Below are 18,198 nucleotides of genomic sequence, written 5' to 3' on the forward strand. Positions count from 1 at the left end.
TCGGCTTCATAATTGATTCTATGAGTACGTGGGTTGCATTCATTTTTATTGGCATCATTCAACTGAGCACCGGAGCTGGCGCGGCTTCCGTGGTATCAGCAACCCCGGCCAAAGCAGCGACTGCCGTCACCCCGCCGGTGAATCAGGCCCTCAGCCTGAAAGAAAAGCTGAAAGCCCTCACCGCCAAGTCCACACACGTTCAATCCGACAATCTGATCTTTGATCTTCCCGTCACCTACAACAAAAAAGTCAGTCAGTGGGTGGCTTACTTCCAGGGAGGCGGCAACAAGTGGTTCCGGACCTGGATGCAGCGCTCATACAAGTACATGCCGTTCATTCAGGAAGAACTAAAGCGTGCGGGTCTGCCTTCGGATCTGGCCTATATGGTGATGATCGAAAGTGGTTTTGCACCGAACGCCATCAGTACGGCTGATGCCGTGGGCCCCTGGCAGTTTATCGAATCCACGGGAACCCGATATGGCCTGAGCAAAAGCTGGTGGTTGGATGAGCGCCGTGATTTGAAGAAATCCACCCTGGCAGCCATTCGCTATCTGAAGGATCTGCATTCAGAATTTGGTTCCTGGTATCTGGTGGCGGCAAGCTACAACATGGGTGAAAATGGTCTGCGCCGTCGCATCAAAAAATACGGCACCAAAGATTACTGGGCACTCATCAAATTGGATGCTCTTCCTCAAGAAACCCAGGACTACGTTCCCAAGATCCTGGCCGCCATGCTGATTGCCAAAGCGCCGAACCTATATGGTTTCCGCGATCTGGAAAAAATGGACCCATTGGAATATGACGTCGTTCTTGTGCCTGGTGGCACCGACCTGGAGCCTTTGGCGGATCATTTGGGAGTCACCAGAAAAGCATTAAAAGATTTGAACGCCGAGCTGTATCTGGGATACATTCCTCGTCAGATTGAGAAACACTTCATTCGCGTTCCGAAAGGAGCTGGAAGAATGGTTTCCACTTACGTCTATCAGCACTCTCGGAAAGTTGCTTTGGAATGAAACCTCTGATTGTTCAGAAATACGGCGGCGCCACTTTAGCGGATCCTGAAAAGATCAAATCTGTTTCTTCCCGCATTGCCGCCCAGTCGAAAGAAAACTCTCTGATCGTGGTGGTCAGTGCCATGGGCAAAACCACCAATTCCCTGATCGATCTTGCCAACCAGGTATCTGGTCATCCTCAACGCCGCGAAATGGACATGCTGCTGACCGTAGGAGAGCGCATCAGTATGTCCCTTGTCAGCATGGCCTTGAATGATCTGGGTTGTCCCGCGATCAGCTTCACCGGAAGCCAGGCAGGAATTTTCACGGATGATTCTCACGTCAATGCTTTCATCAAAGACGTCAAACCCATGCGCCTGGATGAGGCCTTGAAAAACAACCGCGTGGTGATTCTGGCAGGTTTCCAGGGCGTGTCCCCGGTCACCAAAGAAATCACCACCCTGGGACGTGGCGGTTCTGACACCTCGGCTGTTGCCATGGCGGCGGCCTTCAATGCCGAACGCTGCGAGATTTTGAAAGACGTTCCGGCGGTCTTCACTGCCGATCCGAACATCGTGAAATCCGCACGCCCTTTAAGTGAACTTAATTACGACCAATTGATGGAGATGACGTTCTGGGGCGCCAAAGTTCTGCACTATCGCTCGGTGGAACTTGCGAAAATGCGTGATGTGACCCTTTACATCGGCCCGGCCTCCAGCAAAACCTCTGACGGAACCATCGTCAAAAAAGGATTGAATATGTTTGAATCCTGCAAAGCTCTTTCTTTGAACTCTCACGAACTGGTTCTGGGCATTCACTGCCGCGAAAAGAATCCAGCCAAAGCCCTTCAGGGTCTGCAAAACTTGTTGGATAAAAACCAGATTGCCTTCCCACAACTGCTCAGCTGCGAAACCAGTCTGGATAAAACCGAAATCTTTTTGACTGGCCCGCAAGAGATCATGTTTGCCGTGAAAAAAGAGCTGGAAAAGCATACAGACTTCACCCTGCTGCCAACAGATTATTCCACAGTCACTCTGACTTGCACGGGTGCGACTTCTCCGGAAATGACCCAGAAGGTTCTGGACACTTTGACCGGCAAGAATCTGGAAACACAAAAGATTCTGATCAGCGCCATGAGCCTGACCGTTCTTGTTGAGGCACCCCTGCGCAAGCAGGTTATCGAGTGCCTTCATCCATTGATTTAATTATTTGCTGATTTACGGCAGAAGAGTCGGACTCATCACGCGATAGCGGTTTTGAATCTTCTGCCAGATATTGGAATGCGGTCCGGTGATTCCATCCGGGCCTCCACTGCCAGCCAGCCCACGCAACTTCGGATCATACTGTCCACCGGGAAGGAACTTGCTTAAGTCAGGTCCGCCTTTAGCTTTTGTTCCAGCCATACCTGCCATGCCCGCAGCGCCGCGGTCTCCGCCGCCACCACTGCCACCAGAACCACCAAAGGATCCGCCACCGCCATAGAACCCGGCATTCACCTGAACACCGTCTTCAAGGCCTTCTTCGCCTGCGCCACCACCGGCAGCACCTCCGCCGCCTCCGCCACCCGAACTGGAAATACCCGCGCCGCCGCCCTGTTTTCCGTCCACGGCTTCACCAGCACCACCAGAACCTGGTTTGCCCGGAAGGATGGAAGGAAGACTTGGCAGATCACCGCCGGAAAGTTCTGCACCTGATGTCGACAGACGCGAGCCCGGATTTGTGCTGCTGATGAATGTTGAACCAGCCGCACTGTTTTCGTTCATGCAAATAGGATCTGTTGGATTTTTTGAACACACACAGACTTTACTGCCCGCGTTTGCCGGATTCGTACAATCCGCAGCGGCAATCGCCGCGCACCCCGGAAGAGTGGGATTGGTTTTACAAAGCTCAGGCAAAGCCGTGCTGTCACCTGCGGTTTGTTCCGCACACTGAGCGGCGTTTTGCATTGTGCCTGCAAAGTTATTGATCGCCTGATTGGCTTCCTGAACTTTGGAGTCAAAGTCACTGCAGCGTTTTGCCGAGCTTTCAGCCGAAGCCACCGCCTGGCGACTGACGCCTGTGCCACCAGCCGCTGCATCCAAACAAGCGGCATTCTGCTGGGCAAATTCAACAGCTCTGTCACAAGCAGAATGACAGCTGCCAATGGAAGACTGGCAATTCATGCGATATGCCGCCACAGCCGCATTGGCTGCCGAACTGAAAGACGCCATCTTGGAACACGCAGCTTGAATACTGCCCGCAGTCTGTTGACCGAACATCAAACTAAGTTGTGAGGCCGTATTGGCTACACCACTCATGCCCGAGTCATTCTTTTCATCACAGGAATAAGAAGTTTCAGAGATCGCCGTGCGGCACTCCTCCATGATCACTTGCAACTGAGAGCTGCAGCTGACCATCGCATTGCGAGTAGGTTCTGGAGGACCGACAAAGGCGTCGTTGGGCGTACATTGCTGCTGTCCTTCAGGACTGACAAAACAACTGGAGCCAGCCGGACACTGGATATTACAGGCCGGCGTCGCAACAGCCTCGTTCGCGACTAAGAATAGCGAAATTGTGAATAGCGTTTTCAACGCGAACAAAGTACTCATTCCCATGGTATGTCTGATCGGCATTCCAACATGGGAACTTTACCAAGGTACTGGGCACTGTCTTAGAATGAGACTATGGCATCAGCGTTGGGCTTAAAACCTGATATCTATTTTGAATTTTCTGCCAGATATTTGAATGAGGCCCCGTAATTCCATCTGGCCCGGCATTGCCCGCCAGACCGCGGGTTTTCGGATCAAACTTTCCACCAGGCAGGAACTGACGCAGATCCGGAGCCCCTTTGCCTTTGCCCGCTCCAGCCTGACCTGCCATGCCGGCGACACCGCGCTCGCCTCCTCCACCGCCCATACCGGAACCACCGAAGGATCCGCCACCGCCATAGAAGCCGGCATTCACTTGCAGGCCGTCTTCAAGACCTTCTTCGCCTCCGGCGCCACCACCGGATCCACCGCCGCCGCCACCACCAGAACTGGAAATGCCCGCGCCACCGCCCTGTTTGCCATCCACCGCTTCACCAGCACCACCAGAACCTGGTTTGCCTGGAAGAATGGAAGGAAGATCTGGCAAATCGCCACCGGACAAACTTGCACCGGATGTCGACAGACGTGAACCCGGATTTGTGCTGCTGATAAAGGTGGAACCTGCAGCGCTGTTTTCACTCATACAAACCGGATCTGTCGGATTCTTGGAACAGACACAGATTTTGCTGCCGGCATTTGCTGGATTCGTGCAATCAGCTGCTGCCACTGCGGCACAGCCGGGCAGCGTTGGATTGGTTTTACAAAGTTCTTCCAATGCCGTTGTGTCACCCGCCGTCAACGATGCACACTGAGCGGCGTTTTGCATGGTTCCGGCAAAGTTATTGATTGCCTGGTTGGCTTCCGCCACTTTGGCATCGAAGTCATTGCAACGTTGGGCAGCGCTTTCGGCAGAAGATCTCATCTGAGCCGAAGATCCCACACCGCCAGCGGCATCCAAACAAGCGGCATTGCTGTTGGCAAAGTCGACAACCTGATCACAAGCCGAATGACAGCTGGTAATGGATGATTGACAGGTCAAACGATACGCGGCCACTGCCGCATTCGCTGCGGAACTGAAAGAGGCCATCTTTGAACAGGCCGCCTGGATACTTCCCGCCGTCTGTTGACCGAACATCAAACTAAGCTGTGAAGCCGAATTAGCGATGCCGCTCATGCCTGAATCATTTTTTTCATCGCAAGTATAGGAAGTGTCGGTGACCTGAGCACTACACTGCTCACGCAGCTGGTTGTATTGAGAAAGACAATCGGTATTGTTGACCTGATTTGCGGCCACACACATGTCGTTGCGACCACTGGCATCCGTCGGATCCGGCATAAAACAGGTGAAACCTTCAGCGCACTGAGCCCGGCAGCGGCGTGCCTCTGCATCCACAGGGATGAGAATCACTGAAAGCGCGAGCAACATAGTCACTGATAAAAATGATCTCATTCCCATGACAAACTGTTCGGCATTTCAGAGGGGAACTTTACCAAAGTATAAGGAATCTCAGAGTGAGATTATGGAATTAAGGTCGGTGTCAGAACCTGATAACGATTCTGAATTTTCTTCCAGATATTTGAATGGGGACCCGTAATACCATCAGGTCCTCCGGTCCCCGCAACACCCCGGGCTTTCGGATCATATTTTCCACCCGGCAGGAACTGACGCAAATCCGGGGCACCGTTTTTACCGGCAACACCGGCTTGACCTGGCTGACCTTGAGCAGCTCGGCCTTCACCACTGCCGCCTCCGTATCCCCCGAAGGATCCACCGCCGCCATAGAATCCGGCATTCACCGAGTGACCACCGTCTTCGCCTTCCGCACCACCACCTTCACCGGCACCAGCGACACCGCCGCCGCTACCACCACCTGAACTGGAGATACCCGCACCGCCGCCCATTTTTCCATCGACAGCTTCACCGGCCCCGCCAGAGCCTCGTTTGCCATGTTCGATACCCGGCAAAGAAGGCAAATCACCACCGGACAGTTCAACACCGGAAGTATTTAAGCGCGCCCCAGGATTGGTGCTGCTGAGGAATGTGGATCCACCACTGTTATTTTCAGACATACAAATAGGATCCGTCGGATTCTTTGAACAGACGCAGACTTTGGTGCCCGCAAGCTCAGGCTTAGTGCAATCCACCGGGCCCGTGGCCACACACCCCGGAAGATTTGGATTGGTTTTACAAATCTCCGGAACCGGCGCACCGGATCCGGAAGTGGCTGCCGCACAACTGGCTGCATTTCGCATGGTGCCCGCCACGTTATTTATAGCCTGAGTGGCTTCCTGCACCTTGCTTTCAAACTGATCGCAGCGCTCGGCCTTGGATTCGGCATTTTGCAAAAGCATCGCATTGGTTCCCGCAGTTCCCTGGAAACCCTGAACTGTACAGGTTGGATTGTTCTGCACGAAATCAACAAGCTTACTGCAGGTGGAACGACAAGTTCCCAGCGAGCTGTTGCAATTCATGCGATAGGCCGCAACAGCCGCATTGGCTGCCGCCGAAAAACTGGCCATCTGTGAACACGCTGACCGGATACTTCCAGAGGTCTGCTGCCCCAGCATCAACCCCAGTTGCGAAGCCGTATTGGCAACTCCCGACATGCCAGAATCATTTTTTTCATCACAAGTGTGAGATGTTTCCTGAACCGCATTGGAGCATTCATTAAGAAGTTCCGTGTACTGTGACGTACAGTCATTCGCACTGGGCTGAGCCGTGCCGTTAATGATGTCGATGCGGCACTGATAGTCCCGCCCACTGCCATTCACATCCACGCATTCTGAGATTGGACAACGTCCGCCACAAGGAACTGATCCCGGTTCGGGATTATAGCCGGAAGATTGATCTGGTTCCTGCTGACGCTGTGTCGGTCGACTCGTGCCCGAGGAACGAGGTGCGCCTCCGCAACGTCCTTCGTTCTGGGTCTGCACCACGCACATGTCATATTTTCTCATTTGAGATTGGTCAGCCTGGCCCGACTTGGGTAAGAATCTGGCAGCACACCATTCAGCACAGCCTAAAAAAGTATCGGCCGTCGCCGGTGCGCCGAAAAGAAGTGCCGAAAGTAAGAGGGATATACACCCAAAGTACCAGTTCCCCATGGTTTTCTCTTCGGCCCCTCCATACAGTTCCTACAGTACCTCACAATATATTCTCATGTTTTAATGTTCCCTGTTCTCAAATTAATTTAACAAATCATAATCTTGATTAGAGGCCCTCTTCTGTCTCAGAATGAGATCAGCAGTCTATACACGCAGCCCCTCTGAGGAGGTTTTCTATGAAAAAGCACCTTTATGACTTCACCGTCAAAGCCGCCAATGGCCAGCCGGTGTCCCTGGATCAATACCGCGACAAAGTGGTGTTGGTGGTAAATGTGGCCAGCAAGTGTGGTTACACTCCTCAATACAAAGGCCTTGAAGAACTGTATCAACAAAACAAAGACAAGGGTCTGGTCATTCTGGGATTCCCCTGCAACCAGTTCGGTTCGCAAGAGCCCGGCAGCAATGAAGAGATCCAGCAGTTCTGTGAACTGAACTATGGCGTGTCCTTCCCGGTCATGGGCAAAGTCGATGTAAACGGCAGCAATGCCGATCCTCTGTATCAGTGGATGAAAGAGGAAGCTCCGGGTCTATTGGGAACCGAAATGATCAAATGGAATTTCACGAAATTCCTGATTGGAAAAAATGGCACAGTGCTAAAGCGTTTTGCTCCAAAGGATGAACCCAAAGACATCGCAGACGACGTCAAAAAAGCTCTGTCTTAGATCGTCGCGGAACATACAAATAAACGTCACCGGACTGTCTGTGGCTTAAACACAGCCACAGCAGCCAGATCCCCCACTTTCACCGCCACCTTCTGGCACCCTCGTTGCTATCTCTTCCTCATATACAAGGAAGGGATCCATGATGATTTTCCGCCCGCTGCTGAAAGCTTTGCTGTTTTGTCTCATTCTGGGACAATCGACTGCTTTTGCCGCCCTTAAAGTGGAAAAAGAAAAGTTCGACAACGGAGTTGTCTCCCGCGAGTCGTACTATCAGGACACCCGCCTGGTCGAACGCCGTTACTTTAACATTGATGGCGTCTTTACCGGCTGGACACGCTTTACTTATCCGGTTGCAGGCCAGGTGATAGTCACCGACCTTTCCGTTGAAAAAGAAAGCTATGGACTTGTTCAAACCCGTGAGGAATGGACCGGCCTTGATGCCAACAACTCCCAAAATGAAAAATCCCGCCTGATCCGCAAGTGGCACTTTACCAAAGAAGCCCCTTTCAATCTTGAATACGTGGGCTGGAACGAACAAACTGAACCTTTCCGCGAAATACAAAAAGACTATCTGGATAAAAACGAAAACGTCACCAGCTCGGTTTACCTATACTACAAAGGCACGGATGAAAAACCCTATGCTTTTGTCGAAAAGAACCCGGCAGGCATAACGGTGGCTGAATTCAGCCTTTATGAAAAGTATGACCTGGAAAAATCCCTGAAAAAGGCCGGCAAATCCGCGGCCGAAACCAAAGTGCTGAAAGCCCAGCGCGAAGACCCGGACAAATTTGTTATCGCCATCATCGATTCCGGCTTTGATTATAATCACAGCGAACTGGTGACGAAATGGTGGAACAACCCTGATGAGCCCGTCGATGGCATTGATAACGACGGCAACGGCTGGGTGGATGACAACTTCGGATGGGATCAGGTTCGTGATATCGGCCTGCCGACGGAATCCACCAGCGGACTGAATAAAGATCACCGTCCTCTTTCTCATGGAACTCACGTGGCGCACATCGCAACCAAAGGGCTGAACAATGTAACTCTTGTGGGCTTTGCCGGGGACTACACCCGTGCGGAATACATCAAAAAGATGTCCGCCTTCATTAAAAAACATAAAATCCGTATGGTGAACATGAGCCTGGGTTTCCCTTCCGACAACAAGGACATGCTGGGTCTGCGCGATGGAATCCGTGCCTATAAAACCATGATCGAAGAAAATCCAGAGACCCTGTTCGTCGTGGCGTCGGGCAACGCCGGCCAGGACCTCGATATCAGCAAAAACCGTCAGTACCCGGCAAGCTTCAATCATCCCAACGTGATGAAAGTGGGTGCTTTGAATGCAGCCACGATCGAAGAAGTCACCCCGGAAAATGCGACAATGGCTGATTTCAGCAACTTCGGTCAGGACAACGTCGACATTCTGGCTCCGGGAGTAAAAGTCAACGCGGCCTCTTTAGGTGGTGGACTGATTGAACACTCGGGCACTTCGATGGCGACACCTTATATGGTGAATCTGATTGCGCAGCTGTGGACTGAACTTCCGCATCTGACGGCGACGGAGGTTCGTCAGCTCTTTATTGAAACGGCGCAGGTCACTAAAACTCCGGCACCGATCAAGTCCCGTGGTTATGTGGATTTGAAAGCGGCTTTGCTAAAAGGAAAGATAAAGAAACTGGAAGGGCGTTCCGCGATTCTTGAAGGACCGAACTGCTGGAATTCATCCACTTATCTGGCGGGAATTTCCAAAGGTATTCACCACACGGTCGCCAGTGAATTTGCCAACGTGCTTGAATCCCCGCTGTGCACCCGGATTTCCCGCGCGGAAGCGCAAGCCGGAGACATCATCGCCCTTCGCCGTTTGAACCGCAATGGCCGTGTGTTGCCAGCGGCATTTGCTTCAGAAGTGCATGGTTATACTCAACTAAGTTCTGGCATCGGTTTCACCAAAAACGGCGTGATGCCGCAAGCGCCTTACGAAGTTCAAAACAGCGAACACATCTTCAATAAATATCGCTCTGCCGATGGCCGTGAATGCAAAAAGCTGGGCATCGAACGCCAGGACTGCCGTCTGACTGAAATGGCCTATCGCTGCCAGACTCTGGAATCGTACATGAACGCCCGCGGCGGCCTGAGTGTGTTTGAGCAGGAGATTCAACTGGCACTGGATAAGGCGGAAAAGACCCTGGAAGAACGGTTCCTGAATGGAAAACAGCTCAACCCGGATTTTTCCCTGCAGGCTATCGCAACCAAGATTGACGGCTTGAAAGCCCACGGCAGCACTCAGATGGTCATCGACTATTTTGAGTCCCGCCTGGATTCACTGGAATATAGAAATTAGAGATTAGAAATTGAAAGTTTTAAAAAGAGAGGTTTTTATGAAAAAGGTTTTGATGGTTGCATTATTGATGGCTGGTGTTCAGGCGCAAGCGGACACGGAGATGCGTGTGTATACGAATGCGGATGGTTGCTCGGTGATTCAGGAAACGCGCACCAACGGCACCACTTACGACATTGAGATCGCTGGTCAGCGCGCGTTTGTGGGCATTTTGCACGATAAGTCCACGGGTGACATTGCGGCTTTCTGCGACGACGTACAAATCACCAACACGTCCAAAGGTTTGAAAATGGAGTGCGCGAAGAACCAAAACGGCGGCCTGACAACTCGCGGAGCTGCGGAACTGGGTCTTTTGAAAGACGGCACTTTGACCTCCATAAGCGTGATCGGTCAGGTTAAAAAACTGATGGGCTGGCAGACAGACACCGAGATTTCCTGCGCTAATCTGGAAGAGGACATCGGTCCCTAGTTATCTTCGTGGTGGAATAATGATGATATTGCGCGTGCCGGGATACCCGGTGCGCGCTCTGGCCGCTTCGGCCTCTTCCGAGGTCGCCATGCGGAATGGAAAGCTGTTTTTGATATTGGCAAAACCCATCCGATTGAAAGTATTTTCCTTGGCATAAGGTTTCGTGAATCCGGTATAGAAATCAAATCGTCCCGGCCCCTTGATTGCTCCCCCCGCATCCCGCACAACAAAGAACCCATCATGAGTCACACCGTTAGGCATGACGGCCCCATCCAGCCTGGGTACATAAATCACATCGCCGATTTTATAAATACTTAAATCCGCTGCCACCGTATAGTACGGATCCAGACACACATTGCGCATGCCATAGCCGTAAGGACACTTGCGCATGTCGACTTCCTTAAAGCGCGGAATACCATCTGCTCCTCTGGCGAAGTAATTGAAAGAACGGAAGCGTCCGTCCTCATCATGGACATAACAAGCCCCCTGCATGACACAGTTGTTGAAATCCGCAGAACAAAGACGGGTCAGCACTTTGTCATCCGGGGACAGCATTTCAACCCGGGTTTCATGCTGACACTTGTCCACGTCAAATTTGATGATGGGCTTATAATAAATGGTCGGGTTCAGGTACAGAGGTTCCTGCGGTTCCGGCAATGGCGGAGGCATCGGCACCTCCGAATAATCATCGGCACGTGCCTTAAAAGAAGTGGCCAGAACTAAAGTCAGTAACACTTTCAACATGGCCCCATACTAACAAACTCAAAGGGCCAGCTGGTCTTTTCGGGTAAAAGACATAAACCGGTGCGACAAAAGGTACCAGGTACCTTTTTCCGAAGCGCTGCAACACTTACAATTCTATCATTAACGGGCCAATTGAGGGCAAGAGTGATCCTGAATCTCTTCGACAGAGCCATAATTGTTCGTGCCACGCTCAAAGCGACTTGTGAGCAAAATCAAACTGTGGCCCTTCTTTTTATCCTTCACTGCCACCAGGCCCAATCCAAACTCACCGCTATGGTCTTTGGCACCTGGCACTCCGTCTGCGAGCATCTGGAAGGCGTTGCCTTTTTCCAGCTCTTTTTCGCTGATCTTGCGAGCATAGTATTTATGACCCAGCAATGGCTGCGGCAACGGGGTCCACCCGTTTTTCAGTTTTGCAGATTGTTCCTGTAGCTGCTGCTGCACTTGAGGCTTCACACAAGACACATGAATATGCAGCTGATTCTGACTGCGCCCGAACTGGGAGTTGATCGCCAACGACACCACCTCTGCCGGAATGGCTGAGCCGTGCTTTTTATCCATATAACTGCGAGCCTTCCAGGCCAGATCAAAATAATTGGTTGCATCCGCAGCGCGGGTTTCCGGGCTTTCCATGCCGGTGATCTTTTCGGTCGGCATCAGCAGATACTGCAAGTCACCAACACGGTCCTTAAAGACGACATAACCTTTTTCCTCACCTTGTGCGATGTTCACTTCGATGCACGGGTTTTTTTCCTCACCGATTTTATGCAACGGCAAACACTGCGTGCTGATGATATTCCACAGGGCGTCCGAACGCGGAACTTCAACGACAGGTTTTGATTTGCAGGAGCCAAGTCCCAGAACAGCAACAGCGGCAAAAACGAAAGACAGGTTTTTCACAAACGACCTCCGTTTAGAAATTTATCCAAACGGAGGCACCAAATCACGAAGTCAGTGATGAACCCTCACTTCGTCCAGTCGGCTACGCCGGCAGAGCTGCAGCGGCACTACTCCGGCGAAGCCGGAGTGAGAACAGCCGTGAAAGCTGAAGCAGCTTACTTCATTTTCTTCAACAGACGCGAGTATGCATCGGCATCCAGAGGCTTCGCCCAGTCGCGACCGACTTTAAGCAGATCCTCGTCGGTCACTTCAAGCCCCAGCCACTGAATGAAATTATCATCACAGATGAAGAAGTCCTTCTGATAAGGCAGCAGATAGCCCCCGTCAGAATCCAGATGAGCCCGGGCTTCGTCATAGGACGCATACCAGACTTTCCAGTAAGCGCTGTGACCCTTCTTGCAAAAGTCCACCTGGTTTTCCAGCGTGGCCTTCAGATCATTCCACGAGGCAAAACCAGCAGTCTTGGCAATAAGGGCAAAAGCATCCTTTAACTGAAAATCCTGACCGGATTTCTGTTTGGCTTTTTGCAAAAGCTTGGCTTTTATTTTGTACGATTCAAGACGTGATACTGACATAGAACATCCTTTGGTCTTGTCGCCGTCCCCGCCCATGGCAACCAAAAGAATTAATTTTGATTTTTTGAAGACACGATTTAGATCGTATCACGAAATGAGATTCTCTTTTGCGGGTGCAGGCTTTTTCGCGAAGCCTTGAACCCAATATAATCGAAAACCGCAATTCCCGAAAGAGGAAATCTTACCCCCACTTCCTGACGAGAAAAACCAAAATCAAATCAGCAGCTTAAAGCTTATCCAGAACTTCCTTTAAAACGACAGCATGGTTGGTTTTTTCATCGCGGGCGGCATAAAGCAAAGTTACATTCCCGTCTTGAGCCCGCTCGGCCAGTTCAGCCAGCTTGTCATGGGCCTCGGCGGATTTAAGTTCCTTTTTATATTCTGTGCGAAACTCCCCGAACTTTTCGGGCTTGTGTCCGAACTCTTTGCGAAGCTCGGTGCTGGGGCAGATTTCTTTCGGCCATTCGCTGAATTTCAAATCCTCTTTTTTGATTCCCCGGGGCCACAACCGGTCCACCAAAACACGGTAACCATCATCCCTGCTGGGCTTTTCATAAACGCGTTTGATTTTGATCATAGTACAGAAATTTTACGCGAAGCTTCTGCAAAAGTAAGCAGGTACCTTTTGGGGATGGGGAAAAACAAAAGCCCCGTCCTTTCGGAACGGGGCTTTGAGATTTAATCAGCTGCTTCAGCCGGCGGGGCCGGACTAGTGCTTGCCCTTTTTACCTTTTTTCGGAGCAGCATCTTCTGCTTCGATTTCAACTGGCTCTGTACCTTCGTGGTCTTCGCCGTTGTTGCCGTTGGTATCAACCAAAAGTTTGCCGATACCGTTTGCCGCAAGGATCTTTTTACGAAGTTCAACCATGTATTCCGGGTGTTCTTTCAGGAAGTTTTTCGCAGCATCACGGCCTTGGCCCATACGCTCACCGTTGATAGAGAACCACGCACCGGATTTTTCAACCATGTTCGCAGTCACTGCCAAATCCAGAAGATCGCCTTCTTCAGAGATACCTTCGCCGTACATCAAGTCGAATTCAACTTTGGTGAACGGAGGCGCCATTTTATTCTTAACAACTTTCACCGCAGTACGGTTACCAGTCACGTCCTCACCGTTTTTGATCGCGCCAACACGGCGTACATCCAAACGAACAGAAGAATAGAATTTCAAAGCGTTACCGCCCGTAGTTGTTTCAGGGTTACCGAACATAACACCGATTTTCATACGAATTTGGTTAATAAAGATAACAAGAGTGTTGGAACGGTTGATCGCCGCAGTCAGCTTACGCAAAGCCTGGGACATCAAACGAGCCTGCAAACCAACGTGGGAATCACCCATGTCACCTTCGATCTCTGCACGAGGAACCAAGGCTGCTACGGAGTCGACAACCAATACGTCAATCGCGCCGGAACGAACAAGTGTTTCAGTGATTTCCAAAGCTTGTTCACCAGTGTCCGGCTGAGAGATCAAAAGATCTTCCGTGTTCACACCCAGTTTACGGGCATAGTTGATATCCAAAGCGTGTTCGGCATCAACGAATGCGACAACGCCGCCTTTCTTCTGAGCTTGAGCGATAACAGACAAGCACAGAGTTGTTTTACCAGAAGACTCTGGTCCATAGATTTCACAGATACGACCTTTAGGAAGACCGCCGATACCCAAAGCGATATCCAAGCTCAATGCACCAGTGCTGATCGCTTCAACGTCTTTAACCAAAGATTCGTTCGCGCCCAAACGCATGATGGAGCCTTTGCCGAATTGCTTTTCGATAGTCGAAACAGCCAATTCAAGGGCTTTGATTTTTTCTGAGTTCGCTTTGTTGTCTACAGTAGCGTTTGCCATCTGTTTCCCTCTCTCGTGGCAACTGCCACGACGCTTTTTTACACTCCGACTCTGTCGGAGTACAAATTATGTTTAAAAATCAGGCCGGGGGCCTTTTACTATTTCTTGTCGAGAACTGAACTCAGCCAAGCCACTGCGTAGTCCACCGAAGTCATCTGGATGGATTTGCGATCACCTGAAAAGAGTTCTTTTCGGGAATCTTCAAAACCCGGTCCAGCGATGGCAATGCATACAGTGCCCACTGGCTTTGACGGTGTTCCACCTGTCGGACCAGCGATACCTGTGATTGCCACAGACCAATCAGTTTTAAGCTGACGACGCACTCCGTGCGCCATTTGACGAGCGACTGTCTCGCTCACCGCACCCTCTTGCATGAGAGTGTCTCGACGAACCCCCAGAAGATCCACCTTCGCCTCGTTAGAGTAAGAAACCACAGAGCCTAGAAATATGTCGGACACGCCTGGCTGCTCTGTTAAAAAAGCCGAAAGTGCACCTCCAGTACAACTTTCCGCAAAACCCACTGTGAGTTTTTGGTCGCGAAGGGATCGAATGAGTTCTTGAAGCTTCTGATCGTTTGGCATCATTGACTGATCACCACGATCTGAGAGCCCAACCAGTTGGTTTGAGTGTAGATCACTTGCATGATGAGGCTCGCAATTATCCCCGCGGCCACGTCATCGATCATCACTCCAAGTCCTCCTTGGATCTTCTTATCTAAATATCCTATGAATAAAGGCTTTGTGATGTCCAGCACTCTGAACAGGGCAAAACCGATTAAAATGGCTTGCCATGTCATTGGCATCCAAACCATCGTGATTAGAAAACCCAAAACCTCATCAATTACGATCTCTTTGTGATCATGACCACCCTTGGAACGCTCGTAAGCCTCGCAGGCCGCAATTCCGACTGGGAGCAGCAAAATCACCGCCCCCATGTAAACCAAAGGGCCCATTTTGCTTAAAAGAATGACAATTGGAATGGTCGCCAGGGTGCCGGCAGTGCCCGGTCCTTTTGGAAAACGGCCCACACCAAACAGAGTCGCAAGTTGTATCAGAAAGTTTGTCACCATACCGATGAGGTACGCCGGACCCGTAGGCCTTGCAACGCAGAATGAGAAGCGTCAGAGCATTAAAGAAGGTTCAGAAACCGGCACCGATTCCCGGACTGCAGAGGTCCACAATTTCCCCGGTTTGGCCGAGTATTTGGCGAAGAAATTCTCGCGACGACAGACCATCACCGCAGAAGCGCGTTCGGGCATTTCCACAATCCCCTGCATTTCAAAACAGGTCTCTTCGGCATAACGAAGCACCTTGCGGTTGCGGATATCAGGTTCGCCAAAAACACGCTGGGTGCGGGTTTCCTCAAACTGAAGCTTTAAGAACGCGGCAATCATTGAAGGAGTGTAAGTGCGCCCCAGATAAGCGGTTTCTCCGATCAGAAAGTGCAAACCCTGATCAAATGGCAGGGTTTCAACGTACTTGCCAAGGATGTCCTCCTGAAGCCAGTAACGCTCCCAATAGCTGACCGGGCGACCATCCACAAAGCCGATGAAAAGATCCTGATGTTTGTCGGAAAGTTCGCTGATCAGATGAGCTTCAAGTTCAGGGCGGGTTTTCGCCAGATTCCACCACTGCGAAACGTACTTCTGATGCATCCACTTGTAGTACACATCAAAATCACGATCGATGGAAAAGGGGCGAAACGAATAGTAGCACCCGTTCTGACTGTTATAGATCTCAGCGCCTTGAGAATTCATACCCGACTACTAAAGCCACCCACCCGCAAGCCAGGCAAGGTCAAAGCCAAGAAGTTCACAGGATCAAAATAAACAACGAACCACTATCCAATTGGTTTTCAGCTTGGACGCATTCGCTTTATGTCTCAGTGCGAAAAACTTATGGATTCCATCAAAATTAGCGATTCGACTTATGGGTGGCCTTTTCGCATACTGCCCTCACGGAGGCCCCATGATTCGTTGGATGATTCTGCTGGCTAGCTTGGTCTACTTTGTAGACACCTTGGTAGCCATCCAGTTGTAGATCAAACGCCGGAAACTAAAATGTTTGGTTTCACCTCTAAGACTCTCGGGGCCGACCTATTTTCTTTCTTTTCTGCTGTTCCCACCCACTTCCGTTAATGCTATAGAAAATATATGAAACCAATCATTCTTACGGGCGACCGCCCAACAGGTCCCCTCCATCTTGGTCATTACGTTGGATCTCTTAAAAACCGCGTGGATCTTCAGGATTCTCACGATCAATACATCATCATCGCTGACGTTCAGGCTTTGACCGACAACTATGATGACACCACAAAAGTTCGCGATAACATCTTACAAGTGACGTTGGATTATCTGGCGGCCGGCATTGATCCTGCGAAAAGCACGATCTTTGTTCAGTCCGAATTGCCGGAACTGTTTGAGATGACCACTTACTTCATGAATCTGGTGACCGTCGCACGTTTGGAAAGAAATCCAACCGTGAAAACCGAAATCCAGCAGAAGAATCTGGAAAAATCCCTGCCTGCAGGTTTCCTGACTTACCCAGTAAGCCAGGCAGCCGATATTCTGGGCTTCAAAGCGAATCTGGTTCCTGCCGGTGAAGATCAAAATCCGATGATCGAGCAGACCAATGAAATCGCCCAGCGTTTCAACCACATCTACAAAACTGATTTCTTCAAGCCGGTGAAGGGCATGGCTGGTGTTGCCGGTCGTCTGCCAGGCATCGATGGCAAAGCGAAGATGAGCAAATCCCTGGGGAATGCCATCTATCTTTCTGACACGGCTGACGTGATCAAAAAGAAAGTTCAGAAGATGTACACCGACCCAGGTCATCTGAAAATCGAGGATCCGGGCAAAGTCGAAGGCAACGTGGTCTTCAGCTTCCTGGATGTTTTCGATCCAAGAAAAGACGAAGTCGCAGCATTGAAAGAACACTATCAGCGCGGCGGCCTGGGTGATGGCACCTTGAAAGTGCGCCTGACTGAAGTTCTGAACACGATCATCGCGCCCATGCGTGAACGCCGTGAACAGTACGCTCAGGATCCGCAAGCGGTTCTGAAAATCTGCAAAGAGGGTTCCCTGAAAGCTCAGGAAAAAACCCGTCAGACGTTGAAAGAAATGAAAGCGATCATGGGAGTGGGGATCTAAATCCCCTTTCCGTTAAAGGGACGGAGTTCTGCCGCCATCCACCGGAAGATTGATTCCGGTGATGTAAGCGGCGGCGGGACTGGCTAAAAAGGCAATCGCCTCGGCCATTTCCTGAGGCTCCCCGATTCGTCCTGCCGGGATTGTTTTCTTCCACGCCTCTTCCACTTCATCCACATTTGAATTTGTACTTTTCGCCGAAGCATCCACCAGACCTTTGAATCGGTCCGTGCGGATGTATCCCGGAAGCACGTTGTTCACGGTCACACCAAAGCCCGCCAGTTCACCGGCCAAAGTTTTTGACCAGTTCGCCATTGCGCCACGAACGGTGTTGGAAACACCCAGATTCGGGATTGGTGTTTTCACGGATGTCGAGATCACGTTGATGATACGGCCATAGTGACTTTTCTGCATGGAAGGCAGCACGGTCTGCACCAGCAGATGCGCGGCTTTCAGATGAGCACGCAAGGGCTGATCAAATTCTTCAATCGAAGCCTTGTGAAGCGGCCCGCCTTTGGGGCCACCGGTGTTATTTAAAAGAATGTGCACAGTTTCAGATGCCAGGGGCGCCAGAACATTGGCTTTCAAGGATTCTGTGTCACCCAGATCCGCCAGCAAATAACGGTGACCCGATCCCGGCAGCGACGACAGCAGTTTTTGCAGTTTTTCTTCTGTGCGGGCCACAGCAATAATGCGAGCTCCGCGCTTTGCCAGCAGCAGGGCCGCAGCTTCGCCAATGCCACCGGAAGCTCCGCACACGACAGCGGTTTTGCCATTTAGATCCAAAGAGGAATATGCAGAAAGATTCATCGTGGTTCTCCAGTTAACTTCAGTTAATACGAGAACCAATTCGCG

18 protein-coding genes are annotated in these 18,198 nt (G+C 51.0%); 6 read left to right on the forward strand and 12 right to left on the reverse strand.

Annotated elements, in window-relative coordinates:
* Positions 1 to 20: 20 nt before the first annotated feature.
* Positions 21 to 1,013: a transglycosylase SLT domain-containing protein gene (locus tag AC04MQ_RS00650; protein WP_475390579.1), complete on the forward strand. Its 993-nt coding sequence runs from the start codon at positions 21 to 23 to the stop codon at positions 1,011 to 1,013.
* The gene (locus tag AC04MQ_RS00655; protein WP_015089700.1) at positions 1,010 to 2,197 is read left to right on the forward strand and encodes an aspartate kinase; all 1,188 of its coding nucleotides are present in this window, start codon (positions 1,010 to 1,012) and stop codon (positions 2,195 to 2,197) included. Before AC04MQ_RS00650 ends, AC04MQ_RS00655 begins: the two co-directional genes overlap by 4 nt.
* Positions 2,198 to 2,209: 12 nt before the next feature.
* Here AC04MQ_RS00655 and AC04MQ_RS00660 read toward each other — a convergent pair whose 3' ends face one another.
* From AC04MQ_RS00660 to AC04MQ_RS00670, 3 genes are all read right to left on the reverse strand, one after another.
* Complete coding sequence (locus tag AC04MQ_RS00660) at positions 2,210 to 3,580, reverse strand: hypothetical protein (RefSeq protein ID WP_475390581.1); 1,371 nt, start codon at positions 3,578 to 3,580, stop codon at positions 2,210 to 2,212.
* Positions 3,581 to 3,653: 73 nt separating this feature from the next.
* A complete protein-coding gene (locus AC04MQ_RS00665) occupies positions 3,654 to 4,985 on the reverse strand; it encodes a hypothetical protein (protein WP_475392008.1) in 1,332 nt (443 codons plus the stop codon).
* Positions 4,986 to 5,077: 92 nt separating this feature from the next.
* Positions 5,078 to 6,517, reverse strand: coding sequence for a hypothetical protein (locus AC04MQ_RS00670; protein ID WP_475390583.1), 1,440 nt, complete (start codon positions 6,515 to 6,517; stop codon positions 5,078 to 5,080).
* 323 nt (positions 6,518 to 6,840) lie between these two features.
* On the opposite strand from AC04MQ_RS00670, the gene AC04MQ_RS00675 reads away from it, so the two are divergent.
* From AC04MQ_RS00675 to AC04MQ_RS00685, 3 genes are all read left to right on the forward strand, one after another.
* Entirely contained in the window at positions 6,841 to 7,326 is a 486-nt protein-coding gene (locus AC04MQ_RS00675) for a glutathione peroxidase (protein ID WP_475390585.1), read from the forward strand.
* 139 nt (positions 7,327 to 7,465) lie between these two features.
* Entirely contained in the window at positions 7,466 to 9,670 is a 2,205-nt protein-coding gene (locus tag AC04MQ_RS00680; RefSeq protein WP_475390587.1) for a S8 family serine peptidase, read from the forward strand.
* A 37-nt stretch (positions 9,671 to 9,707) separates the two neighbouring features.
* Positions 9,708 to 10,136 (forward strand): hypothetical protein, encoded by a 429-nt coding sequence (locus tag AC04MQ_RS00685; protein WP_417862410.1) that lies wholly within the window; start codon positions 9,708 to 9,710, stop codon positions 10,134 to 10,136.
* On the opposite strand, the gene AC04MQ_RS00690 is transcribed toward AC04MQ_RS00685, so the two are convergent.
* The 8 genes from AC04MQ_RS00690 to AC04MQ_RS00725 all read right to left on the reverse strand — a co-directional run bounded on the left by AC04MQ_RS00690 (position 10,137) and on the right by AC04MQ_RS00725 (position 15,954).
* Complete coding sequence (locus AC04MQ_RS00690; protein ID WP_475390589.1) at positions 10,137 to 10,880, reverse strand: 3D domain-containing protein; 744 nt, start codon at positions 10,878 to 10,880, stop codon at positions 10,137 to 10,139.
* 120 nt (positions 10,881 to 11,000) lie between these two features.
* Positions 11,001 to 11,780, reverse strand: a complete 780-nt coding sequence (locus AC04MQ_RS00695; protein ID WP_475390590.1) for a CDP-diacylglycerol diphosphatase — start codon at positions 11,778 to 11,780, stop codon at positions 11,001 to 11,003.
* A gap of 155 nt (positions 11,781 to 11,935) precedes the next feature.
* Complete coding sequence (locus tag AC04MQ_RS00700) at positions 11,936 to 12,355, reverse strand: glyoxalase superfamily protein (protein WP_475390591.1); 420 nt, start codon at positions 12,353 to 12,355, stop codon at positions 11,936 to 11,938.
* Between the two features lie 226 nt (positions 12,356 to 12,581).
* Positions 12,582 to 12,932 (reverse strand): DUF488 domain-containing protein, encoded by a 351-nt coding sequence (locus tag AC04MQ_RS00705; protein ID WP_475390593.1) that lies wholly within the window; start codon positions 12,930 to 12,932, stop codon positions 12,582 to 12,584.
* Between the two features lie 132 nt (positions 12,933 to 13,064).
* Positions 13,065 to 14,198 carry a recombinase RecA gene (gene recA, locus AC04MQ_RS00710; protein WP_011163092.1) on the reverse strand — a complete coding sequence of 378 codons (1,134 nt, stop codon included), beginning with the start codon at positions 14,196 to 14,198 and terminating at the stop codon, positions 13,065 to 13,067.
* A gap of 98 nt (positions 14,199 to 14,296) precedes the next feature.
* Entirely contained in the window at positions 14,297 to 14,782 is a 486-nt protein-coding gene (locus AC04MQ_RS00715; protein WP_015089689.1) for a CinA family protein, read from the reverse strand.
* Complete coding sequence (locus tag AC04MQ_RS00720; RefSeq protein WP_475390596.1) at positions 14,779 to 15,267, reverse strand: phosphatidylglycerophosphatase A family protein; 489 nt, start codon at positions 15,265 to 15,267, stop codon at positions 14,779 to 14,781. Before AC04MQ_RS00720 ends, AC04MQ_RS00715 begins: the two co-directional genes overlap by 4 nt.
* Positions 15,268 to 15,318: 51 nt before the next feature.
* The gene (locus tag AC04MQ_RS00725; protein ID WP_475390598.1) at positions 15,319 to 15,954 is read right to left on the reverse strand and encodes a GNAT family N-acetyltransferase; all 636 of its coding nucleotides are present in this window, start codon (positions 15,952 to 15,954) and stop codon (positions 15,319 to 15,321) included.
* Positions 15,955 to 16,350: 396 nt separating this feature from the next.
* Between AC04MQ_RS00725 and trpS the strand changes: the two genes are divergently transcribed.
* On the forward strand, positions 16,351 to 17,346 hold the full coding sequence (trpS, locus tag AC04MQ_RS00730) for a tryptophan--tRNA ligase (RefSeq protein WP_475390600.1): 996 nt from the start codon (positions 16,351 to 16,353) through the stop codon (positions 17,344 to 17,346).
* A gap of 12 nt (positions 17,347 to 17,358) precedes the next feature.
* Here trpS and AC04MQ_RS00735 read toward each other — a convergent pair whose 3' ends face one another.
* The gene (locus tag AC04MQ_RS00735) at positions 17,359 to 18,153 is read right to left on the reverse strand and encodes an SDR family oxidoreductase (RefSeq protein ID WP_015089685.1); all 795 of its coding nucleotides are present in this window, start codon (positions 18,151 to 18,153) and stop codon (positions 17,359 to 17,361) included.
* Between the last annotated feature and the right edge of the window lie 45 nt (positions 18,154 to 18,198).

This window comes from Bdellovibrio sp. MYbb2, from assembly GCF_056175685.1.

What these genes read in the sequence shown, in the direction of transcription:
- AC04MQ_RS00665 (WP_475392008.1), bottom strand. Translation starts at nt 4,985, where the DNA reads ATGTTGCTCGCGCTTTCAGTGATTCTCATCCCTGTGGATGCAGAGGCA.
- AC04MQ_RS00650 (WP_475390579.1), top strand. Translation starts at nt 21, where the DNA reads ATGAGTACGTGGGTTGCATTCATTTTTATTGGCATCATTCAACTGAGC.
- AC04MQ_RS00715 (WP_015089689.1), bottom strand. Translation starts at nt 14,782, where the DNA reads ATGATGCCAAACGATCAGAAGCTTCAAGAACTCATTCGATCCCTTCGC.
- AC04MQ_RS00700 (WP_475390591.1), bottom strand. Translation starts at nt 12,355, where the DNA reads ATGTCAGTATCACGTCTTGAATCGTACAAAATAAAAGCCAAGCTTTTG.
- trpS (WP_475390600.1), top strand. Translation starts at nt 16,351, where the DNA reads ATGAAACCAATCATTCTTACGGGCGACCGCCCAACAGGTCCCCTCCAT.
- AC04MQ_RS00670 (WP_475390583.1), bottom strand. Translation starts at nt 6,517, where the DNA reads ATGAGAAAATATGACATGTGCGTGGTGCAGACCCAGAACGAAGGACGT.
- AC04MQ_RS00655 (WP_015089700.1), top strand. Translation starts at nt 1,010, where the DNA reads ATGAAACCTCTGATTGTTCAGAAATACGGCGGCGCCACTTTAGCGGAT.
- AC04MQ_RS00720 (WP_475390596.1), bottom strand. Translation starts at nt 15,267, where the DNA reads ATGGTGACAAACTTTCTGATACAACTTGCGACTCTGTTTGGTGTGGGC.
- recA (WP_011163092.1), bottom strand. Translation starts at nt 14,198, where the DNA reads ATGGCAAACGCTACTGTAGACAACAAAGCGAACTCAGAAAAAATCAAA.
- AC04MQ_RS00735 (WP_015089685.1), bottom strand. Translation starts at nt 18,153, where the DNA reads ATGAATCTTTCTGCATATTCCTCTTTGGATCTAAATGGCAAAACCGCT.
- AC04MQ_RS00685 (WP_417862410.1), top strand. Translation starts at nt 9,708, where the DNA reads ATGAAAAAGGTTTTGATGGTTGCATTATTGATGGCTGGTGTTCAGGCG.
- AC04MQ_RS00705 (WP_475390593.1), bottom strand. Translation starts at nt 12,932, where the DNA reads ATGATCAAAATCAAACGCGTTTATGAAAAGCCCAGCAGGGATGATGGT.
- AC04MQ_RS00680 (WP_475390587.1), top strand. Translation starts at nt 7,466, where the DNA reads ATGATGATTTTCCGCCCGCTGCTGAAAGCTTTGCTGTTTTGTCTCATT.
- AC04MQ_RS00675 (WP_475390585.1), top strand. Translation starts at nt 6,841, where the DNA reads ATGAAAAAGCACCTTTATGACTTCACCGTCAAAGCCGCCAATGGCCAG.
- AC04MQ_RS00690 (WP_475390589.1), bottom strand. Translation starts at nt 10,880, where the DNA reads ATGTTGAAAGTGTTACTGACTTTAGTTCTGGCCACTTCTTTTAAGGCA.
- AC04MQ_RS00660 (WP_475390581.1), bottom strand. Translation starts at nt 3,580, where the DNA reads ATGAGTACTTTGTTCGCGTTGAAAACGCTATTCACAATTTCGCTATTC.
- AC04MQ_RS00725 (WP_475390598.1), bottom strand. Translation starts at nt 15,954, where the DNA reads ATGAATTCTCAAGGCGCTGAGATCTATAACAGTCAGAACGGGTGCTAC.